A 20,959-nucleotide genomic window follows, 5' to 3' on the forward strand; every position below is an offset into this window, starting at 1 on the left:
TTGGGTTTGGATTATTTAAAGTATTTGCGTAGTGAGTTGAGCCATTACCCATGGCTAGAAACAGCGATTGCATTAATCATTTTGATTTTGTTTGCTGCACTTGCGAACTTTATCGCGAAAAGAATTATCGTCCGTGGTATTCGCCATTTAATTACAAAATTTAAATCTCCAAATCAATCGATTTTTGCACAGCATAGCGTCACTCAACGTTTTGCAAATATCGTCCCTGCGATTGTCATCATGAATGGCATTACCACGATCCCGCATCTACCAGAGAAATTCATCAGCTTTGTACAAATGGGTGCACAGGCTTTCATCTTCCTGACGCTTGCACTTACTGTCAGTGAAGCGTTGAATATCTTTAACTTAATCTATCAACGTAACCCCAAGTCTAGAAATAAGCCAATTAAGGGCTATTTACAGCTGGTTAAGCTGATTTTGTTTGTAGTCTGTGGCCTGATGATTCTGGGAACCTTCTTGAAAAAAGATGTGTTTACCCTACTGGCAGGTTTCGGTGCGATGGCTGCTGTGTTGATGTTGGTCTTCCAGAATACCATTCTTTCGTTGGTTGCCAGTGTGCAAATTGCCTCGTATGACATGGTACGCATTGGTGACTGGATCGAAATGCCGTCATTGAATGCAGACGGCGATGTCATTGATATGTCATTACATACAGTGACTGTACAGAACTTTGACAAGACCTTTACAACAATCCCAACCAACAAGCTCGTGACTGATACCTTTAGAAACTGGCGTGGGATGAGTAGCTCAGGTTGTCGTCGTATCAAACGTTCACTGTTTCTAGATCAAAGTAGTGTTCACTTTATGAGTGACCAAGAGCAACAAAAGCTAAAAGACTTTTTGCTCTTAGATCAATATCTCGATGCAAAAAAATCTGAGATTGCAGAGTTCAACAACCACCTCAGCAACCAGTCCCAATACAACCAGCGTCGTTTAACCAATTTGGGCACGTTCCGAGCTTATGTTGAGTTTTACTTACGCCAACATCAAGGCATTGCTCAAAACCAAACCATTCTGGTTCGTCAAATGCAGCCAACCAGCGAAGGTTTACCTTTGGAAATCTATGCCTTTACTAATACCATTGCATGGGCGTCTTATGAAGCAATTCAATCTGATATTTTTGATCACTTAATTGCAATCATTCCTGAGTTTGGTCTAAGAATTTATCAAGCACCTTCTGGTCATGATTTTCAAGCACTTGTCGCTGAAAAAAATAATCAAGCCTAATCTTAGTCATTAAAAAAGCACCCAACTATGGGTGCTTTTTTAATGGTTGATTTCAAAATATTTCTTACACCCTTCCATCCACGCCTGCGAGACTGGTGGTTGATCCGGATTTTCTGTATTCGCCAATTCACAATCAGCAGCATTTTTTAATCGATTGTCGATTGGAAAGGAATAGCCATAATAAGCGTCACTATTCTTGTTATAACCACCTGTTAGTTTGTAATCCCAATATAGATAGCTGATCAAAGTGAATGTTAATCCCAGCAGGATCAGTAGCCACCCTCTTAAACTCATTGTTTGCTCTATGATGTTTTTTTACATTATAGGCATTTTTATTAAACATTTTAGGAATATATTTTATTTATAAGCAATGTAGTAAGCTCACAAAAACTCTAGGCATTGCTCAATACAACAAGAAACAGTTCAAAATACAATATAAAAAGCCCCAGTCAAATTCGGGGCTTTTTTATATGATCTTTAACTCAGTCCCATTCTAACTGAAACTGGATATTGGTATTGGTAAAATTAGGGTTAAGAAATACCCGATAACCAGCTGTTTTTAATTCATTCACAACAATATCTGCGTCTTCGCTACTGACTTCATGTTTGGAAAATTGCTGTAAGGCATCTCGATCACCATCACTGGCTCTTAATTTAATCGTACTGGAAATTTTTGAGAGAATTTTATCTACTGTTAACTTTTTAACATTTGCATTGGAAATTGCAGTCGCTCGTGATGCTGGTAACAAAATGTCTTCGTTCACCGTATTCCGCCTGTGATATCAGAATAAGAAAAAAATTATAATAGGTTCTATTTCCTGTTTTTCAAGTCAATCAAGCCAACTAAACGACAGATTTTGGCGCACAATTTAATATTTCCAATTTTTTTCTGATTTACGCGACCTTAGACCATGCTGTTTTTTGAAGATAGATGGAGAAGCTCTCCTTCTCCATCACGAATCACTTACACATGATATCTAACTTCTCGGCATAGTAATCTGTCGAGACTTTGAGATCAGCCATTAACTTCTCCTTGGTATAGTCTTTTGGAGCAAGCTTTAACAATGCTGGAACATACTTTGACTCGTATAATTTCGGATAGTCTTTACACAGTACCTTCGTTTGTTCTTGTTTAGGCGTATCTGGATTATCCAAAATGTCCATATACTCTGAAATCTTATTGTCTATAACTTCAAAGCTTTCTTGTGCTTGCTCGTTCTTGACTTCTGGCTGTTTATTACACCCCACAAATAAGATTGAGACTAAGCCGAGGAGTAGAATTTTGGTTTTCATAAAAATCATTTGAATTTTTTAGAGCAGATCAAGGCAGTGTATCTCAATTTTTCTATTTGTTAATGAAGATTTATTTTACATTGCTTTCTTTTTCTTAACATTTGTAATCAAGACTTAGCTTTATCTACACTTGTCCAATGCTATGAAATTCCCGCTTTGAGGTTCTAATGAACACTAAAAAAGGCTTTGAATTACAAAGCCTTTTCTACCTTCATAGATACAGATGATTACAAGTAAATCTCAGGTGGATACGGCGTATCATCATTAATCGGTGTATACAGGGTATTCTCGACAAAGAAACCATTCGGTGCCTGAAGCGTATCAATTGTTACAGAATCCTGCATCACTTGCGGATAGGCCCAAATAAATTGTTTCATCAAGCCCAAAGAATTATTATTTTGCATATCCCCAAACACACGCTGCCAAATTGGAGTTCGATAAGCTTTTGTCTTATCAAATCCATAAAGATGCGCAATCGATGAATCAGGAACAAATCCTGCTAAATAAGCCACTTTATCCACGGGATAGTGCAAATCCAATGTCGGAATCTCGGAAACTGCCTGATGTGCCAAACCTAAACGGGCTTCCAAAATCCAGTCATAAGCTTCGGTCATGATATAGTCAAAATTCGGATATGAATAGTGTTCACTTGGATAGTTAATATCTGTTGCCAAAGTTTCAATTGGTGTCCGAATCGTTGGGAAGAAAATCAACGGACAAACTTTCGCTTGCGGATATTTAGTCTTAATCACAGTTCGGATGTCTCGACAGGTTTGCCCCAACTTGTTTCTTAACCAGGCTTTAAATTCATCATACGGTGTTCCAGTTTTATGAACCACATCATAAATCGTTCCCAAATCTGGTGCATACAATCCAGTGTCTGCATTAAATGCCAGTTTGGTTGGGTAGTCATAGACACAAGGGAGATCTGTACCTTGGTTATACCACCACCAAGGCTCACCAATTTGCATATTGACTGGACACTCGCCAACAGCCATGGTATCCGCAAACTCGATAAATGCTTTGTGTAAATAAGCAAGCGCATTCTGATCACAAGGACTAAAGAAATAACTTGGTGGTTCATAACCAGTCCGCCCCAGATTACTGTTCCAGTCGCGTTGTGCCCAAAACTCTTTTGCCCCCAATGAATACATCTCAAAACTCACACCAAACACAGGTTGCATGCCTGCACTGTGTAATGCCTGTGCAAAATGTTCATGCCACTTACGTGTACATGGGTTCACAACAGCTTGATTGGTGACCAAGGTATCAGGGATTTGCCATTTGTTGATCGTAGTATCCCAATACACTTCTGGATATTTAGACATCCCGCAGTAGTGATTGATCAATCCGTGATAGCCTAAAGCCGCCATATTATCAACCAGTCGCTGAGGATTAAGATCATAATGATCATCATAACTGGTGCAGATACCATAATCATGTAAAGGCACAGAAACTCGGCTTAAACTCAATTTAGCGTTCGGACCCGTCGTGACTGAATTTGTAATACGGATATAGCCATCTTCAGGTTGTAACAGAGGCAGTGTTGAATGGCCGTTATAGCTCAAGGTAAAACCAGATAAAGAAATTCGCTGGATATTGCTTACAGGAAATGAATCTGTAGCTGAAAAACCAGCCTTGACCGTATCCCAATTGATATGGATATGTGCAGATCGAGAAGCGGGTTGATTTGCATAATTAAACAACACAACATAGGCAACCTTGTCTACACCATCTTCATGATAATAAACGGTTAAAGTCGGTGTTAAGGTTTCATTATTTAATGCAGGCATGGATGCAGATAATTCAATATCAAAATCCCAAACGGTACCGCTATAGTCGTATTTGGTCTCATAAGCCAGAAGCTTATGGTCTTTTACATCGTAAGAATCCCAACTGATACCAGCAAGGTCTGTTGTGGTACGTGATCTAAAAGCAGCCTCAAAACCATTTGCATAATTGGTAATCGCAAACGACATGGTTTGGGGACCATCAATACGCCAGTACTTTGGACTAAAACGATCAATAACTGAAGTTTCAACATTCAAAGCAGGAGATGTTTTTAAATTTTTTTGTTTATATTCAAAATTATTTGTCATTTGATAATGCTCTAATTAATCATTGAGCTTTTATCTTAAGTCATCACAAATTTTTAACTGTTTAGGAGAGTAAGTATTGATTAAAACTCAACCACTTTTATCGCCTTTATGTAAAACCACCCTGAAGAATGAATAATAAAGACTTATCTACAGATAAGTCTTAAAGATTCATGATATTGAATGCTTAGAAGTTATAACGAATACCCACTTTATAAGTTAAGCCATCCATATCCAAAATATCAGATGCTGTACTATCACAAAAATAGCCGGTACAAACATCTTTAAAGTTTTCGATATAAAGCCACTTATAGCCCAAACCTGCATAAGCCGCGATATTGGGTTGAAAATAATGACCCATTTCCAGTTCAACAGGCAAAGTAACATAACGCAACTTAACGTTATAATCATCAGCTTTGAGCCAAGCGTACCCAACACCAATACTTGCATTCGCATAAGTATTGTTTTGATTATAAAATTTATATCCGCCCTTTACATTCAGCTCAATACTCTTCCACTCAGCGTTCTTTTGGTAATTCACACCAAAAGTTGTATTGAATACATCTAAAGCCGTAAAAGTTAGGCCTGTACCGAAACCATTTAATGTTTCATGACCATCAACTTCATCAGATTTCAATCGGGACCCATAATATTCAGCAAATAAAGAAGTCTGAATACCTTGCGCGGTTTCACTACGCCCCTCCGCCGCTTCGGAGACCTGAAGCGTACGCTCCCCTAAAGCCTGAGGCGCACCATAATTCACTTGTAAAGGTGTATCACCCCAACTATTTATAGCCAGCAAATACACAGTGAATCCTATGACCCCAACCCCAATTTTTTTCATTCGAATGCCTATTTTTATTTAAATTTAAGAACATAGAGAATAATTTATTTTCAATTTTTTAAAAATATTTTTTATATAAATACACGAAATAAAAAATAAAAACCGATATTCGGTGCGATTCAGCACATATTATTACTGAACATCACAGATCATGATTCCAACCTTTTTTAAGCCAAAAAATGCTCAAAATCTACAAAGAAAATAAGCATTTAAATTGGGAAGAACAGCCTCAGCAATATCCTTTAAGCAAACCATCGCCCCTGTTGTTGTACTGTGTAAATTTCTTTATGCAAAATATTAGACAGCCAATTTACGAAAGTTGTTTTGTTCTTAAATAGGGGTGTATTAAATAAATTAATATTTAATGTAGAGTCATTAAAATTCTGTAATGTATAAGCACCGCCCCCCAAAGGAATGAGATGAGTATGCTGATAATTCATTGCTTTAAGTGCACCCTGCAAAAACAGTGCTTTTACTTGTATCTCGCTGTTTTTACTTGAATGATAGCTTTGGGATTGTATAAATAATTCATATTCTCGATCTAAATTTCGAACTAATTCAGATATAACCACATCATGCTCCTTTTTTATTGGTGCTATTTTTATACCATATAAAAGAAAAAAGCCTATCGTTTGATAAGCTTTTATACAATTTAAATAAAAACTAACTAAATACTCAACTCATCGTCTTTAGCAACAATGATAGAACTAAGTATTGGCACAGCCAGAATAACAGGAACCGCAATAATCCATAAATCAGTGGTTAACTTACTTGAAAAAAAGAAATGAATTATTACTGCAGCTAAAGCCAATACAGCGAACAGAACCGCCATAAATCGAATTGCAAACTTGAGAAGCATGTTTAGATTCCTTATGATTCTAGTACCTTTAGCCAGTATACGCCTACTCTTGTGAACTACAGTATTTTCTTTTTCTATCACACTATAAAAAGCAACGTATAGTTCTACACTATTTAAAAAGCCCATCATGATATTGGGCTTTTTAAATACTGGATTACTTCGCCTCATTTATTCCGACAATAAACTAGCTATGATTTGAACCTTGCATAAGTAATCTACTAAAGCGCTAGATTTTTCTTAACATTCACATACAACTTAAATATCAATTGCCCCAATTTTATCTTTTAAGCCTTTAGAAAAGTGTTTTTTGTCCTAAAAGCACATGGCTAACATTTTTACTCAATGCTAAAAAATACCTATTCAACTTAATCTGTAATTTTATCTTGGGTGACATGTATGATCACAGAAAATCATCAACTTAAAGCAAGAAAAGTATATTTCGATTTCTCTGAGTCTTCCGTTTGTTGGATGCCTAACGACCCCTTATGCTCTCACATCGCCAACGGGATTAACATGCTTTTGCCTGCTGGTGAATTTTGGTTTTGCCGTGTTTTTAATAAAGCGATCCCCTACGTTACTGATGAAAAATTAAAACAAGAAGTGATTGGTTTTGTGCGCCAAGAAGCAGCTCATGCACGTGCGCATGAAAAAGCACAAGATTTCCTAAGAGAAAATGGCTACGACATACAAGATCCATTAAATCGTGCTCACTTTATTTTCAACATTATTTTAGGTGACAAACCCTTAGGTATGCCTTTTCTAAAAGGTGAAAAGCTGGATGAATATTGGTTGCTGTTCCGCGTGGGTGTAATCGCTGCAATTGAACACTTTACAGGTACTATTGGCCAATGGACTCTGGATAGCAAGTCTTGGGACAAAGCAGATCCGGCAATGACAGATTTATTCCGTTGGCATCTTGCCGAAGAGGTTGAACATCGTTGTGTAGCTTATGATCTATTTGAACATCTACTCACAAATAAGCTCGGTTTTTATGCCTCTCGACAAGTGATCATGATGGGGGTTTTTCCACTGTTTATTTATTTCCTCGCAGATTTTGCACGTAGTCTTGGACAGCAAGATTTAGAGCACCAAGATGTTCAAAAATTGATGCGCCGTGGATTTTTTACTTTTATTCGTGAATTCGAAAAAACGGCGACGCAAACGGATAATCTACCAACCATTAAATATCTCTGGAAAGCAACTTTACGTTGGGTATCTCCAAAATTTAATCCGATTCATGAAGGTGATACCGAGCAAGCATTGGCATATATGGCTCGTTCACCTGCAGTACAGTATTTTGAAAAAATGACGCAAAGCACATCCCAAGCGACAGCTTTAAGTTAATTTTTAAGAAACAAAACCTCATTGTTCAACATGGGAATGAGGTTTTCTTTAACTCACTCTTAAGCGCAGAATAATTCTTTTGCGCTTCTTCTTGTGTGAATTTAAATTCATTCTTCTCCATGATACTTTCAGCAGCCTCTTGCATATACCCCTGATAATCTGAATAACGATCAATAATTAACTTATGCAAATTAACTTTACTTTTTTCGACCAAACACTCTTTTTGCTTCGCTTCCAGCTGCTCATTACTTGATTTTTCTTTTCCTCGCAGAGCATATTCAAATTGAATTTGATCATCAATCGATTTAAAATAAACCTCAGACAAACTAACATAATCATCTTTAAAATTCTGAGCATCTACCGTGCAAGACATAATAAACAAAAGCATAAACATAACTGTAGATATTATTTTCATCATCATTTCTATATATATTAATTTTCAATCCATTATAACACCAAAAAGAACAAAAAATCACCTTCCATTCAACCCAATAATTTAACAAATTAAAAATAAATATTAAGACAAACTAAATAAATTTTAATATAAAACATTCCAAATAATAATCTTGTTAATATTAATCTTCATCCTATCAATCATAGAAGCTAAAAAGAAACTTTGATTTAATAGGTTTAAAAATCTGATGCAGTCATTCCCTTTAAATTATCTTTACTAAAAACTTAAATTTGAATTTTCTTGTCATTCCTTTTCTCAGTTATGAAATCAATTTTCTGCTATGCTACAGCACAAGCTGAATTAGTACTTTGTCTTAGAGGAAAACCTAATGCTGCAATGGTTTGAAAAACTAGTTGATCCTTATCCAACGAAAGACTTAAACAAACCATTACCCACCACATTTTTTGCTTTCGTTTGGCGATCCACCCAGGGAATTCGCCCTTATCTTTTTATTCTCATTGTCTGTACGGCAGCAGCAGCGTGTTTCGAAGCGTTATTCTTCTCTTATATCGGCAAACTCGTAGACTGGCTTAGCAATAGTCAACCAAGTACTTTTTTGGCAAACAATCAACAAAACCTGACTATCCTGATTAGCATTTTATTTGCCCATATTTTCTTTGTCAGCCTGCAATCTGTGGTTAAACATCAAGTTTTATTCAGTAATTTCCCAATGCGGATGCGTTGGCGTTTTCATAGCTTATTACTGCAACAAAGCCTCGATTTTTTCCATACTGACTTTGCGGGTCGTCTTTCGGCCAAAGTCATGCAAACGGCTTTGGCGGTTCGCGATTTCTGGATGATTCTGGGTGACATGCTGGTCTATGTTCTGATTTATTTCATTACAATCAGCTTGGTTCTCGGTTCTATTTCGCCAATCTTGATTGTGCCTTTGGCCTTATGGCTGTTCTTATTTATTGCAATTGCGAGTTATTTTATCCCCCGCCTAGGCAAAATTTCAAAAAAACAAGCTGATGCACGTGCCGTCATGACTGGTCGTATTACCGATGCCTATACCAATATCCAAACCGTGAAATTATTTGCCCATGCTGGCCGTGAAAGCCAATACGCCAAAGAATCGATGCAGGAGTTCATGGTCACGGTCTATAAGCAAATGCGTTTAGGTGTTAAATACGAAATCGCGATCCGTTTCTTAAGTGCATTTCTATTTATTAGTGTGATTGGAACTTCTGTGTGGTTATGGACACAAGGTCAAGCAGCCATTGGCGTCATTGCGGCAACAACGGCGATGGTTCTAAAGCTGGATAGCTTGGCAGAGTTTATCATGTGGAATGTAACAATGCTGTTTGAGAATGTCGGTACCATTCAGGATGGGATGAAGACTTTAGGCAAACGAATCCAGATTCAAGATAAAAAAGATGCTTCTACATTAGTCGTCACGCATGGTGAAATCCGCTTTGAAGATGTAAGCTTCGCTTATAATCAAAAAAATGTCATTGAGCATTTCAATCTCACCATTAAACCAGGCGAAAAAATTGGGATTGTAGGTCGTTCCGGCGCAGGTAAATCAACGTTAATTCAACTGCTACTGCATTTTTATGACATCAACCAAGGTCGAATTTTGATTGATGGTCAAAATATCCATGATGTAACCCAAGATAGCTTACGTGCCAATATAGCCTTAGTCACTCAGGATACGTCTTTATTACATCGTACAGTTGCAGAAAACATTAAATATGGCCGCCCCAATGCAACAGAATCAGAAGTTCAACTTGCAGTTCAGAAAGCCAAGGCTGAAGAGTTTATTCCGCAACTCACCGATCAAAAAGGACGTGTGGGTTATGACGCCTATGTCGGTGAGCGCGGTGTTAAGCTTTCTGGTGGTCAACGCCAACGTATTGCGATTTCACGTGTCTTCCTAAAAGATGCACCTATTTTAATTTTGGATGAGGCCACCAGTGCACTTGATTCAGAGGTCGAATCTGCGATTCAAAGCAGTTTAAATGACTTAATGGTTGGCAAAACAGTCATTGCAATTGCGCACCGTTTATCTACTATTGCGCAAATGGATCGCCTTATTGTTCTGGATCAGGGAAGAATTGCGGAACAAGGGACACATGAAGAATTAATTGCGAACGATGGCTTGTATGCACAACTATGGAAACGACAAACAGGTGGTTTTTTAGTTGAACAGCAGGCGACTCAGGACACAGAATAATGTTGTATTTAGAAGATTTAAATATTGGAGATCATTTCATTAGTCGTGAATATGAAATGACCCTTGAAGAAATTAAACAGTTTGCTGGACAGTACGACCCCCAACCTTTTCATTTAGATGAGCAAGCTGCAGAACAACATCCCATTTTCCAAGGTTTGGCTGCAAGCGGTTGGCATACTTCCGCAGTGGCCATGCGTTTATGGACAGAATGTTTTCCAATCGCAGGCGGTCTATTAGGTACTGAATCAAGTTTGCGTTGGCCTCGTCCAACCCGTGCAGGTGATAAAATTCATGTAGAAATTGAAATCACGGCGATTGTACCCTCTAAAACAAAAAATGATCGGGGTATCGTCAGCTATGTGACACAAGCTTTGAACCAGCATGGTGATGTGCTATTAATATCGACAACCAAAATTATGGTCTTTAGAAAGCCCACTTGATTGTTGAACATTCAGTGACTCTTTTGTCCAACAATTTTTATGATTGATTATTTTATTTCATGTAAAGATGTTTAAGACTTAAATGTTTAAAAGATATTGGCAAAATTGATGAGCGCCACGGAAAGCACATGAAAACAACCACAACTCGTCAAGATCAAGGAATACCAGGTGTCTATGGCTTATTGCTCTTAGACGTGGTTTCTCGCTGGGGATATAGCGATGAAACATTGTTTGCACCGTTTCATTTAACCAGCGAACAACTGGCTGATCCGAACTTCAGAATTCCAACACCCATTGCGAATGAATTGGTGAAACACTCTTTGCGCCTGACAGGTGAAAGTACCCTTGGCTTTCACCTAGGAACGCAAATGCGGATTTCCATTCATGGCTTTATTGGCTATGCCATTATGACGGCGCATGACATTACCGATGCCATAGCACTGGCAAGCCGGTTTATTCAGTTACGCCTTCCCTTTTTGCAGCTTTATTTTTCTACTTTTGGACCGAAAGCGACCCTACAACTACAATGTGATATTGAAGTTGAGCCATTACGCACTGAAATTATTTTAGGCCTGACCATTGGTATTATGACCATGGCTAAAGCCCTGACTGGCATTGAAGATCTAAGAGGTGAAGTCGATCTGGACTTCGCTGAACCCGCTGGCTTTGAAAAATATAAAGATAAATTGAGCAGCAGCATTCGTTTTAATCAACCGCATTTAATTTCCAGCTTCGATAAAAAATATCTAGGCTTAAAGATGGTCAATGCAGACCCAATTGCCAGCCAGATTGCAATTAACCAATGCGAAACAGAGTTGTCTGCTTTAGGTGAGCGCCGCCGCTTAGCCATGCGTGTCCGTGATATCCTGACCAATTCAGAACAGCATTATTTAAGTATTGAAAGTGTGGCTGAGCGCTTGCACATGTCAGACCGAACCCTCAAACGCCAACTTGCGGCCGAGGGCACGTCCTTCTCGACCTTGGTAGATGAAGTGCGTTATCGCCATGCCACCTCTCTGCTCTCTCGAACCGATTATAGTCTGGAACAAATCGCAGATGAATTAGGCTATTCAGATGTCGCCAACTTTAGCCGTGCCTTTAAGCGCTGGAGTGGCCGTAGTCCAAGTAACTGGCGTAAAGACCCTTACTTATAATTTCTTCAGACTCGAAAGCTTTTGTTTTTATTGAAAAGCATGTATAAACCAAATAAAAATGATACGACAGATTGTTAAGGAGTTGTCATGAATCATCCAGCAGAATTGAAATATGCACGTACGCATGAGTGGGTAAGAATCGAGGGTGACCTTGTTGTGACGGGAATTACTGACCATGCTCAAGATGAGTTGGGTGATTTAGTCTATGTGGAAACGCCAGAAGTTGGCAGCCACGTTACGGCGACTGAACAAGCAGGCATTGTTGAATCAGTAAAAACAGCCTCTGATATTCACGCACCAGTGTCTGGAACAGTGGTTGAAGTCAATACTGATCTTGAAGATGACCCTGATTTTGTCAATGATGAACCTTATGGCAAAGGCTGGATTTATAAAATCAAACCAGACAATATGGCTGACGTAGAAAAGTTACTTTCAAACAGCGAGTATGAATCAGGTTTATAATTGCTGATTGATAAATATCGCCTGATATTGCCAAGTAGAAACCGAGTTATATGCTAACTCGGTTTTTTATTTTATAAAACATAGACTATTTTATTAAGATCCAGGCATCCTGCCAGTTCGAGCCTGTCACAGGGACATATTGATGGGCTTGGACTGTACACCAACCGCTATAAGGAAATGGCTTACACTGATAAATACGCCCATCGCTGCCCAATACTTTGGTGCCAGCTTTATATGTACTGATATTTTTTGGATAAACAAAATCATAAGAACCACCACTGCTTGGTGCACGTTCAATTTTAATCTCAACCCACTGAATCCCGCTGTTTAAACTACTATAAACATCATTCTTACCCGCGGCAGGAATAATATCACCATTACTATTTTTAATACCTGCACGTAAGGCGCTATGTTCTCGATTAATGGCTTCTGCCAATAAACGCGGCCAAACATTTCGACTGCCATTGGCAATCGTTGTAATCCGTAATTCTGTTTTTAGATTCGAATTTTCACCAGTGTTATCAAAAACGCGTGTTGATACGCGATCATTTGGCAATAAGTCATCCAGCGGATTGATATCTCCAATATCGTTCCAACTTTGAATCGGTTTCGGTGGTTGTGGATCCACTGGTGTTGTTGGGCTACCTGAACCGACATTGACATCAATGACATTGTAAAATGCATTGCTGGTATCACCGATATCCCATACAGCCAAAATTACATGGTAACCACTTCGATCTGTAGGCACATGACAACGGTGCGTCACCACGCTGGCAGGTTTTTGATATTTACCATCTATTGTACAAAAGGGATTGAGATCAAAAGAACTGCGTGCCAATGGCATTGAAGGATTCCATCCTTGTTTGGTCATAAAGTAACGCCAGCCCTGCGTAACATGTGCAGCAGTCAATTGCCAAGTAAAATCATTCGCTCCAGTAGGCAAATTTGTTTTAACCCAACGCGTTGCAGATTGTGCATTCAACTCAGAAAATTGACTCAAATTGGCATTGGCAATCTGTCCATCTGGTGGACCTGATTGTGGAAATCCTTTGGCCGCTTCTAAACTTTGAGGCTCCCAAACAATGCTGCCACATTGACTATTCTTGTTCAGCTTACATGCATAAGCCCGTGACTCAGGTTTAAGCACATAGCCATGTGCAAAAACCAATGAAGGCACCGTGGGTAGGACCAATATTCCAACCGAGATTAAACTACGTTGAATGAAGTGACGAATCATCATTATTTTCACCTTATTTATTTCACTTATTTATTGTTGTTAAGCATTGGTGTTCTTAAGACACCTCTTAGACCATAGGTCAGCCACTTGAACAAGACAACCACCTCCTCTGTAACGATCTGTAAGAGCTCAGTTGAGTGGATCACAGGAATATAAAGTTATGTTGACTGAATCAAATTATTGAATAGCTCCGTTATTTTTAGCTTAATCAAAAAAACTCGAATTGAATGCGAGCTAAGTCAGTAAATCACGGCACAACACCATCGCTTGAATAATTTTATTCTTAGCTATACACGGGCTATCAATTTCATCGTATAAGGCATAACCCTGCACCAGACCCAATCAGCCAAGAATTTATAGCTGATCCATCACAATATCTATTCTTAGAAAAGCCTCCAACGGCGTAATGAATCGGTATGAAATACTCCAAATCAATTTTTATTAGCAAAACGACTTCACGTTCTATTTTTATAAATGAACTTCGCTGAATTGTTGCCTTTGTAACTTCATGTATCATCTTTTTTGATCGGTTTTTAGCCCTGTTGTTTTAATCTACAGATGTACTTTTTATGAATTGTAACTTTTAAACACATTGTGCTTTATTTTTAAACATATACTTTTGCTTTTTTGATGAAAAAAAATCTATTTTTTAGATTAAAAGATTAATATTCATAGGTTTATTTTAAATTACATAAACAATACAAATAAAATACACAATAATAACAGTATTTTAAAAATCATTTATGCTTGAATCTGTGACCTTATCAATCCCAAGAATAGTCATTGATTTTTAGCTATTCGGGTGTGATTGCAAATTATGGATATGTAAGGACAGGCATCCATTATGAATTTTTCTAATCCCACAGTTGTTATCTTCGTGGTCTATATTCTGGCCATGCTTGGCATCGGTTTATACGCCTATTTTTCTACCAAAAATCTTGATGATTATATTCTTGGAGGCCGAAGTCTAGGCAGTTTTGTCACCGCGTTGTCTGCGGGCGCATCCGATATGAGTGGTTGGTTGCTCATGGGTTTGCCTGGTGCCATTTACTTAACAGGATTATCAGAGTCATGGATTGCCATCGGCCTGATTATTGGTGCATGGCTAAACTGGTACTTGGTTGCTGGACGTTTACGCGTACACACTGAAGTACAAAACAATGCCCTGACCTTACCCGATTATTTTACTGGCCGTTTTGATGACCAGAAGAAAATCTTACGCGTCACATCTGCATTGATTATTCTTGTATTCTTCGCAATTTATTGTGCTTCTGGCATGGTCGCTGGTGCACGTTTATTCGAAACCTTATTCCACTTACCGTATAGCACGGCATTATGGCTTGGTGCATTTGCAACAATTGGTTATGTATGTATTGGTGGCTTCCTTGCCATCAGCTGGACAGATACTTTCCAAGCAGGTTTAATGATTTTTGCCTTGTTACTGCTTCCAATCGTGACTTACATGTCTTTAGGCATCGGTATGGAAGAGTTTACTGCAGTTGTTGAAAGTGTGCGTCCACATGCATTTGATTTTGCGTCAAACTTAAGTGTTGTTGCGATTCTTTCAGCTGCTGCTTGGGGCCTAGGCTATTTTGGTCAACCGCACATTCTTGTCCGCTTCATGGCTGCTGATTCAGTAAAATCAATTCCAGCCGCACGCCGTATCGGTATGACTTGGATGGCGCTTTGTTTAGCAGGTGCCGTAGGATCAGGCTTTATCGGTATCGCGTATTTCCAAATGCATCCTGAACTTGCAACAGCCGTATCTAGCAACCCTGAAACAGTATTCATGGAACTTACCAAGATCCTGTTCAATCCATGGGTTGTTGGTGTGATTCTTGCTGCGATTTTGTCTGCAATCATGAGTACATTGAGCTGTCAGTTATTGGTATGTTCGAGTGCCTTAACCGAAGATTTATACAAAGGCTTTATCCGTAAAAATGCATCTCAAAAAGAGCTGGTTTGGGTTGGCCGCGGCATGGTGATTGCTGTTGCAATGCTTGCGCTTGCACTTGCTCAGAATCCTGAAAGCAAGGTACTTGGCTTGGTTGCATATGCTTGGGCGGGTTTCGGTGCCGCGTTTGGTCCACTCATCATCCTTTCATTGTTCTGGAAACGTATGACCCTAAACGGCGCATTGGTGGGTATGGTTGTTGGTGCCCTCACTGTAATCCTGTGGAAAAACTTCTTCGGTTACACAGGCATCTACGAAATTATTCCAGGCTTCGTTTTTGCATTAATCAGCATTGTTGTGGTGAGCTTACTGGGTAAAGCACCAAATGCAGCTGTAACAAGCCGCTTTGAACAAGCTGATGAAATCTATGCACGTGAAATGAAATAATTCTAATAAGTAAATTAAGGGGCCTTCGGGCCCCTTTTGTTTTGCTTAAAATTTGGCACGTGATTTAATTTTTATTTTGGAGCTATCTTTTACCACCTGCATAACGGGATAGCTACGCGTTTCCTTAACCCCAGGGAGCTGCCACAATATTTGCCCCGCAATACGACGAAACTCCTCCATGCCTGCGCTACGTAGTTTAATCAGGAAGTCAAAACCTCCACTGACCATATGGCATTCCACAATTTCTGGATATTGGGTTACCGCATCAATAAAATCATCCAAGATATGCGGCGTGGTTTTATCCAGTAGCACCTCTACAAAGACCAAAAAGTTTGCGTTTAGCTTATTTGGGTTAAGCTTTGCCTCATATCCCAAAATAAATTCATCCTTTGTCAACTTCTGGACACGTGCCATCACCGCAGTCGGTGAAAGGTTCACTAATTCTGCCAATTTACTGTTAGAAATCCTTCCATCTGCTTGAAGAATATCCAGAATTTTTAGATCAGTTCGATCTAGTGCATAAATAGGGCCATTCAACTGAATTTTCCTCTAAAAAATAAGTAAATTATAGTGAGTTACTCGGGATTTATTCTGTAATCATAAATTATCTAAACCTCTCTGCTCAATATGTTTTAGAGATTGTTATTGGAATTTAGTATGAATACATTGGATACTCCCGCACAAATGGACACAGCTCACACAGACGGTTATATCACCGAATTTAAAGAAAAAAGTGAGTTTGAGCAACGCATTAATACTGCATGGCGTCGTGCAGAGCCTGAAGCAGTCGCTGTACTTGCTGAAGCAGCAAATATCTCCCCTGAACTTGATCATAAAATTTATGAGCTTGCATTTAGCCTAGCGCATAATTTACGTGAGCGTAAAAGCTCGGCTGGTAAAGCTGGTATCGTTCAAGGTCTACTGCAAGAATTCTCACTTTCTTCACAAGAAGGTGTGGCATTGATGTGTTTGGCCGAAGCCTTACTTCGTATTCCAGATACAGCAACACGTGATTTATTGATCCGTGACAAAATCAACCAAGGCAACTGGAAAGAACACGTTGGTCAAAGTAACTTGATGTTCGTGAACGCTGCAGCTTGGGGTTTGATGTTAACTGGTAAGTTAATGGAAACACCAAAGCAAACCAGCTTATCCAGTGTTTTAACCGGTCTATTGGCACGCAGTGGCCGCGGTATCATCCGTAAAGCGGTTGACGTTGCTATGCGCATGATGGGTGAGCAGTTCGTTACCGGTGAAACCATCGGTGAAGCACTTGAACATGCAAAACCATTTGAGCACAAAGGTTTCCGTTATTCATACGACATGTTGGGTGAAGCTGCGCTCACTGAACATGATGCGGAACGCTATTACAACGACTACACGCAAGCCATTCATGCGATTGGCAAAGCATCAAACGGTCGTGGTGTTTATGATGGCCCAGGGATCTCAATCAAGCTTTCTGCTTTGCACCCACGTTATCAACGTGCACAGATCGACCGTGTTCATCACGAACTTTATAGCAAAGTGTTCGAACTTGCTTGCTTGGCAAAACAATACGACATCGGTTTAAACATCGATGCCGAAGAATCTGAACGTTTAGAAATTTCACTCGAGTTACTTGAGCGCTTATGTTTCGAACCAAAACTTGCCAACTGGAAAGGCATTGGTTTCGTCATTCAGGCCTACCAAAAACGTTGTTTCTACGTTGTTGATTATATCGTTGATCTTGCAAAACGCAGTAACAAACGTTTGATGATCCGTTTGGTGAAAGGTGCGTACTGGGACAGCGAAATCAAGAAAGCGCAAATTGATGGTATGACTGACTACCCTGTGTTTACCCGTAAAGTTCACACCGACTTGTCTTACATTGCATGTGCGAAAAAATTACTTGCTGCACCCGATCAGGTGTATCCACAGTTTGCAACACACAATGCACAATCACTTGCAACGATTTATAACCTTGCTGATCCAACTAAATACTACCCGGGTCAATACGAGTTCCAATGCTTGCACGGTATGGGTGAGCCATTGTACGAGCAAGTTGTCGGTGCTAAAGAAGATGGTAAGTTAGGCGTTCCATGTCGTGTTTACGCACCAGTAGGTAACCATGAAACCTTATTGGCTTACTTGGTACGTCGTTTACTTGAAAATGGTGCAAATACATCATTCGTAAACCGTATTGCAGATAAAACCTTAAAAGTTGAAGACTTGATTCAGTCTCCAATCAAAGATATTCAAACTGCTGCGAAAGAAGAAGGTCAGCTCGGCTTAAAACACCCTGCGATTCCGCTTCCGCATAATCTTTACCCATTACGTCCAAACTCAAATGGTTTTGATCTCAATAACGATCAACCATTGGCAGCCTTGGATGCGACTGCACAGAAATTGCGTAGCCAGATTTGGAAAAGTACACCTTTACTTGGTTTTGAATCAATAGTTCATGACGAAAGTAATGCACTTGCAATTACAAACCCAGCTCAAAACAGCGAAGTAGTTGGTTATGTCAATGAAGCAACCAGTGCTGATGTACAACTGGCGCTAGAAGCAGCGGTTCAAGCTGAACAAAGCTGGGCTGCAACAGATAAAGTTGAACGCGCTGCATGTTTAAAACGTGCCGCTGACTTGATGGAATCGCGCATCCAAGAATTGATGGTATTACTTTGCCGTGAAAGTGGTAAAACTTATGCCAATGCGATTGCCGAAGTACGTGAAGCGGTAGATTTCTTACGTTACTACGCCACTCAAATCGAAGCTTTACCGGTAAATGCACAAGTAAAACCATTGGGTACCGTATTGTGTATTAGCCCATGGAACTTCCCGCTTGCAATTTTCTCTGGTCAGATTGCAGCTGCATTAGTCAGTGGTAACTGTGTGATTGCCAAACCTGCGGAACAAACTCCACTGATCGCAGCTCAAGCAGTTCAAATGCTTTGGGAAGCTGGTGTGCCGCACGGCGTTGTGCAACTTCTTCCAGGTCGTGGCGAAACAGTTGGTGCTCAATTAAGCCAAGATGATCGTATCCAAGGGATTATGTTCACAGGTTCGACTGAAGTTGCAAAAATCTTGCAAAAGACAGTTGCAAAACGTTTATCTCCAAATGGCCAACCAATTCCGTTAATTGCGGAAACAGGTGGTCAAAATGCGATGATCGTAGACTCTTCTGCACTCACTGAACAAGTTGTATTGGACGTTGTAAGTTCTGCATTTGACAGTGCGGGTCAACGTTGTTCTGCACTTCGTATTTTATGTGTGCAAGAAGATAGTGCGGCAACGGTCATCAAAATGTTGAAAGGTGCAATGCAACAGTTAATCGTTGGTAATCCTGCGATCTTAAAAACTGATATTGGCCCAGTGATTGATACTGAAGCAAAACAAACCATCGATACACACATTCAAAAGATGAAATCTAAGGGTTACCCTGTTCATCAATTAATGTTTAACGATGCAGTGAGCCAACAAGCCCTTGCACAAGGTACTTTTGTTCCTCCTACAGCAATCGAATTACCGAACCTTGACGACTTAGAACGCGAAGTGTTTGGTCCAGTCTTGCACATCATTACTTACAAGTATGGTGAACTTGAGCAATTGATCGACCGTATCAATGCTAAAGGTTATGGCTTAACCATGGGTCTACACACACGTATCGATGAAACCATCAATACTGTGATCCAACGTGCTGAAGTGGGTAACTTATATATCAACCGCAACATCGTGGGTGCAGTAGTCGGCGTACAACCATTTGGTGGTGAAGGCTTATCGGGTACAGGTCCAAAAGCAGGTGGTCCATTGTATATGTACCGCTTGATGGAGCATTGTTCAGAGAAAGTATTGGCAACGCCATTTGCGGTGAAAGCTGAAATTTCTCAGTTTGATGCGGTATCAAATGTTGCTTATCAAAGCTTATTGTCTTGGGCAAACCAAAACATGCCGCAAGCAATCACAGCGATTCCAGCATTTGGTGTAGGCAAGTTCTACGAACTGCAAGGCCCAACGGGTGAAAGCAACCAATACATTATCTTGCCACGTCATCGTGTACTGTCGATTGCCAATGATGAAGCAAGCCAGTTGCAGCAATTACTTGCGATTTTCTCCGTCAGCAGTACTGCGGCTGTACTGAAAGACAATGCATTCTTAACTAAACACAAAGCGTCTTTACCTAAAGATGTCTTAGATGCGATCACTGTGATCTCAAGTGTTGAAAAAGATGCGTTTGACGCAGTACTTCATCACGGTTCTGTTGAGCAATTGCAAGACTTGCAAACTCAAGTTGCTGCCCGTTCAGGTGCGATTGTTGGTATTACTCAGCTTCAAGCGAATGAGCAAATTCCTTTAGAACGTCTTGTTATTGAACGTGCAATCAGTGTGAATACTGCTGCTGCTGGTGGTAACGCAAGCTTAATGACTTTATCTGAAGACTAATTTTAGAGATATTAAGTCTCTCAATGACCCGAATCATGTTTACATGGTTCGGGTTTTTTATTATGTTCTAGATCATCTTATTCCTATTATAAAAATGAGACTATTTAGATGCAGTTTTTATCAGCTCCTGAATATCAACCCAATTGCATTCTACTTTTTGAAGATTATAAAAATAAGATCCAGCAGCTCACACCTTATGCCATTATTGAGCATATTGGTTCATCTGCTATTCCCAATGCAATTTCAAAAGGTGATCTTGATATTTATATCGAAGTCCCCGCTCAGCGCTTTATTGATACTATTCAGCAATTACAACAGCTTCACTTTAAAGAAAAACTTGATACATTGCGTACCCATGAGCTGTGTATGTTGGAATCGTTAGAACATGATGTCGCCTTACAAATCGTGGTAACGGGCTCAATATTTGACAACTTTTTAACTTTCCGTGATCACTTAAGGCAGTCCCCTGATTTAGTCACTCAATATAATGCGCTGAAACATAACTGCAAGGGAATGAGCCAAGATCAATACCGCGAAATCAAATCGAATTTTATTCAACAGGTGTTAAAGCAAGAAGTTTAATACAGCACAG

Annotated in this window: 19 protein-coding genes; 9 read left to right on the forward strand and 10 right to left on the reverse strand. The window is 39.5% G+C overall.

Features of this window, described 5'->3' with window-relative positions; genetic code table 11:
- Window positions 1-6 precede the first annotated feature (6 nt).
- Window positions 7-1,248, forward strand: coding sequence for a mechanosensitive ion channel family protein (locus F907_RS06450; protein ID WP_016652585.1), 1,242 nt, complete (start codon window positions 7-9; stop codon window positions 1,246-1,248).
- 39 nt (window positions 1,249-1,287) lie between these two features.
- Here F907_RS06450 and F907_RS06445 read toward each other — a convergent pair whose 3' ends face one another.
- From F907_RS06445 to F907_RS06415, 7 genes are all read right to left on the reverse strand, one after another.
- On the reverse strand, window positions 1,288-1,542 hold the full coding sequence (locus F907_RS06445; RefSeq protein WP_016652586.1) for a hypothetical protein: 255 nt from the start codon (window positions 1,540-1,542) through the stop codon (window positions 1,288-1,290).
- Window positions 1,543-1,730: 188 nt separating this feature from the next.
- Window positions 1,731-2,012 (reverse strand): hypothetical protein, encoded by a 282-nt coding sequence (locus F907_RS06440; protein WP_005241127.1) that lies wholly within the window; start codon window positions 2,010-2,012, stop codon window positions 1,731-1,733.
- Between the two features lie 196 nt (window positions 2,013-2,208).
- The gene (locus F907_RS06435; protein ID WP_005270984.1) at window positions 2,209-2,541 is read right to left on the reverse strand and encodes a hypothetical protein; all 333 of its coding nucleotides are present in this window, start codon (window positions 2,539-2,541) and stop codon (window positions 2,209-2,211) included.
- A 227-nt stretch (window positions 2,542-2,768) separates the two neighbouring features.
- On the reverse strand, window positions 2,769-4,640 hold the full coding sequence (locus F907_RS06430; protein ID WP_016652588.1) for a non-contractile tail sheath protein: 1,872 nt from the start codon (window positions 4,638-4,640) through the stop codon (window positions 2,769-2,771).
- A 184-nt stretch (window positions 4,641-4,824) separates the two neighbouring features.
- Window positions 4,825-5,481 carry a hypothetical protein gene (locus F907_RS06425; RefSeq protein WP_016652589.1) on the reverse strand — a complete coding sequence of 219 codons (657 nt, stop codon included), beginning with the start codon at window positions 5,479-5,481 and terminating at the stop codon, window positions 4,825-4,827.
- Window positions 5,482-5,723: 242 nt separating this feature from the next.
- The gene (locus F907_RS06420; RefSeq protein WP_016652590.1) at window positions 5,724-6,053 is read right to left on the reverse strand and encodes a hypothetical protein; all 330 of its coding nucleotides are present in this window, start codon (window positions 6,051-6,053) and stop codon (window positions 5,724-5,726) included.
- Between the two features lie 95 nt (window positions 6,054-6,148).
- Window positions 6,149-6,340: a hypothetical protein gene (locus tag F907_RS06415; protein WP_005241116.1), complete on the reverse strand. Its 192-nt coding sequence runs from the start codon at window positions 6,338-6,340 to the stop codon at window positions 6,149-6,151.
- Window positions 6,341-6,736: 396 nt separating this feature from the next.
- Here F907_RS06415 and F907_RS06410 point away from each other — a divergent pair, with 396 nt between their 5' ends.
- On the forward strand, window positions 6,737-7,684 hold the full coding sequence (locus F907_RS06410) for a metal-dependent hydrolase (protein ID WP_032862124.1): 948 nt from the start codon (window positions 6,737-6,739) through the stop codon (window positions 7,682-7,684).
- A 25-nt stretch (window positions 7,685-7,709) separates the two neighbouring features.
- Here F907_RS06410 and F907_RS06405 read toward each other — a convergent pair whose 3' ends face one another.
- Window positions 7,710-8,078 carry a hypothetical protein gene (locus tag F907_RS06405; RefSeq protein WP_016652592.1) on the reverse strand — a complete coding sequence of 123 codons (369 nt, stop codon included), beginning with the start codon at window positions 8,076-8,078 and terminating at the stop codon, window positions 7,710-7,712.
- A gap of 388 nt (window positions 8,079-8,466) precedes the next feature.
- Here F907_RS06405 and F907_RS06400 point away from each other — a divergent pair, with 388 nt between their 5' ends.
- The 4 genes from F907_RS06400 to gcvH all read left to right on the forward strand — a co-directional run bounded on the left by F907_RS06400 (window position 8,467) and on the right by gcvH (window position 12,370).
- The gene (locus F907_RS06400; protein ID WP_016652593.1) at window positions 8,467-10,314 is read left to right on the forward strand and encodes an ABC transporter ATP-binding protein; all 1,848 of its coding nucleotides are present in this window, start codon (window positions 8,467-8,469) and stop codon (window positions 10,312-10,314) included.
- Complete coding sequence (locus F907_RS06395) at window positions 10,314-10,754, forward strand: MaoC family dehydratase (RefSeq protein WP_005270993.1); 441 nt, start codon at window positions 10,314-10,316, stop codon at window positions 10,752-10,754. Before F907_RS06400 ends, F907_RS06395 begins: the two co-directional genes overlap by 1 nt.
- Window positions 10,755-10,882: 128 nt before the next feature.
- On the forward strand, window positions 10,883-11,908 hold the full coding sequence (locus F907_RS06390) for an AraC family transcriptional regulator (RefSeq protein ID WP_005241112.1): 1,026 nt from the start codon (window positions 10,883-10,885) through the stop codon (window positions 11,906-11,908).
- An 87-nt stretch (window positions 11,909-11,995) separates the two neighbouring features.
- Entirely contained in the window at window positions 11,996-12,370 is a 375-nt protein-coding gene (gene gcvH / locus F907_RS06385) for a glycine cleavage system protein GcvH (protein ID WP_005211933.1), read from the forward strand.
- An 85-nt stretch (window positions 12,371-12,455) separates the two neighbouring features.
- Here gcvH and F907_RS06380 read toward each other — a convergent pair whose 3' ends face one another.
- Window positions 12,456-13,610: a lytic polysaccharide monooxygenase gene (locus F907_RS06380; protein ID WP_016652594.1), complete on the reverse strand. Its 1,155-nt coding sequence runs from the start codon at window positions 13,608-13,610 to the stop codon at window positions 12,456-12,458.
- Between the two features lie 841 nt (window positions 13,611-14,451).
- On the opposite strand from F907_RS06380, the gene putP reads away from it, so the two are divergent.
- Window positions 14,452-15,948, forward strand: a complete 1,497-nt coding sequence (gene putP, locus F907_RS06375) for a sodium/proline symporter PutP (protein ID WP_016652595.1) — start codon at window positions 14,452-14,454, stop codon at window positions 15,946-15,948.
- 45 nt (window positions 15,949-15,993) lie between these two features.
- Here putP and F907_RS06370 read toward each other — a convergent pair whose 3' ends face one another.
- Entirely contained in the window at window positions 15,994-16,485 is a 492-nt protein-coding gene (locus F907_RS06370) for an Lrp/AsnC ligand binding domain-containing protein (RefSeq protein WP_016652596.1), read from the reverse strand.
- A gap of 120 nt (window positions 16,486-16,605) precedes the next feature.
- Here F907_RS06370 and putA point away from each other — a divergent pair, with 120 nt between their 5' ends.
- Window positions 16,606-20,367, forward strand: coding sequence for a trifunctional transcriptional regulator/proline dehydrogenase/L-glutamate gamma-semialdehyde dehydrogenase (gene putA, locus F907_RS06365; RefSeq protein ID WP_016652597.1), 3,762 nt, complete (start codon window positions 16,606-16,608; stop codon window positions 20,365-20,367).
- A 108-nt stretch (window positions 20,368-20,475) separates the two neighbouring features.
- Window positions 20,476-20,949 carry a GrpB family protein gene (locus F907_RS06360; RefSeq protein ID WP_016652598.1) on the forward strand — a complete coding sequence of 158 codons (474 nt, stop codon included), beginning with the start codon at window positions 20,476-20,478 and terminating at the stop codon, window positions 20,947-20,949.
- The last annotated feature ends 10 nt before the right edge of the window (window positions 20,950-20,959 follow it).

Source organism: Acinetobacter colistiniresistens (assembly GCF_000413935.1).
Taxonomy (GTDB): Bacteria; Pseudomonadota; Gammaproteobacteria; order Pseudomonadales; family Moraxellaceae; genus Acinetobacter; species Acinetobacter colistiniresistens.

Bases quoted from the DNA above. Each gene is read 5' to 3' on its own strand.
- F907_RS06445 (WP_016652586.1), bottom strand. From the start codon at position 1,542: ATGAGTTTAAGAGGGTGGCTACTGATCCTGCTGGGATTAACATTCACT.
- F907_RS06435 (WP_005270984.1), bottom strand. From the start codon at position 2,541: ATGAAAACCAAAATTCTACTCCTCGGCTTAGTCTCAATCTTATTTGTG.
- F907_RS06430 (WP_016652588.1), bottom strand. From the start codon at position 4,640: ATGACAAATAATTTTGAATATAAACAAAAAAATTTAAAAACATCTCCT.
- F907_RS06425 (WP_016652589.1), bottom strand. From the start codon at position 5,481: ATGAAAAAAATTGGGGTTGGGGTCATAGGATTCACTGTGTATTTGCTG.
- F907_RS06415 (WP_005241116.1), bottom strand. From the start codon at position 6,340: ATGCTTCTCAAGTTTGCAATTCGATTTATGGCGGTTCTGTTCGCTGTA.
- F907_RS06410 (WP_032862124.1), top strand. From the start codon at position 6,737: ATGATCACAGAAAATCATCAACTTAAAGCAAGAAAAGTATATTTCGAT.
- F907_RS06405 (WP_016652592.1), bottom strand. From the start codon at position 8,078: ATGTTTATGCTTTTGTTTATTATGTCTTGCACGGTAGATGCTCAGAAT.
- F907_RS06400 (WP_016652593.1), top strand. From the start codon at position 8,467: ATGCTGCAATGGTTTGAAAAACTAGTTGATCCTTATCCAACGAAAGAC.
- F907_RS06395 (WP_005270993.1), top strand. From the start codon at position 10,314: ATGTTGTATTTAGAAGATTTAAATATTGGAGATCATTTCATTAGTCGT.
- F907_RS06390 (WP_005241112.1), top strand. From the start codon at position 10,883: ATGAAAACAACCACAACTCGTCAAGATCAAGGAATACCAGGTGTCTAT.
- gcvH (WP_005211933.1), top strand. From the start codon at position 11,996: ATGAATCATCCAGCAGAATTGAAATATGCACGTACGCATGAGTGGGTA.
- F907_RS06380 (WP_016652594.1), bottom strand. From the start codon at position 13,610: ATGATGATTCGTCACTTCATTCAACGTAGTTTAATCTCGGTTGGAATA.
- putP (WP_016652595.1), top strand. From the start codon at position 14,452: ATGAATTTTTCTAATCCCACAGTTGTTATCTTCGTGGTCTATATTCTG.
- putA (WP_016652597.1), top strand. From the start codon at position 16,606: ATGAATACATTGGATACTCCCGCACAAATGGACACAGCTCACACAGAC.
- F907_RS06360 (WP_016652598.1), top strand. From the start codon at position 20,476: ATGCAGTTTTTATCAGCTCCTGAATATCAACCCAATTGCATTCTACTT.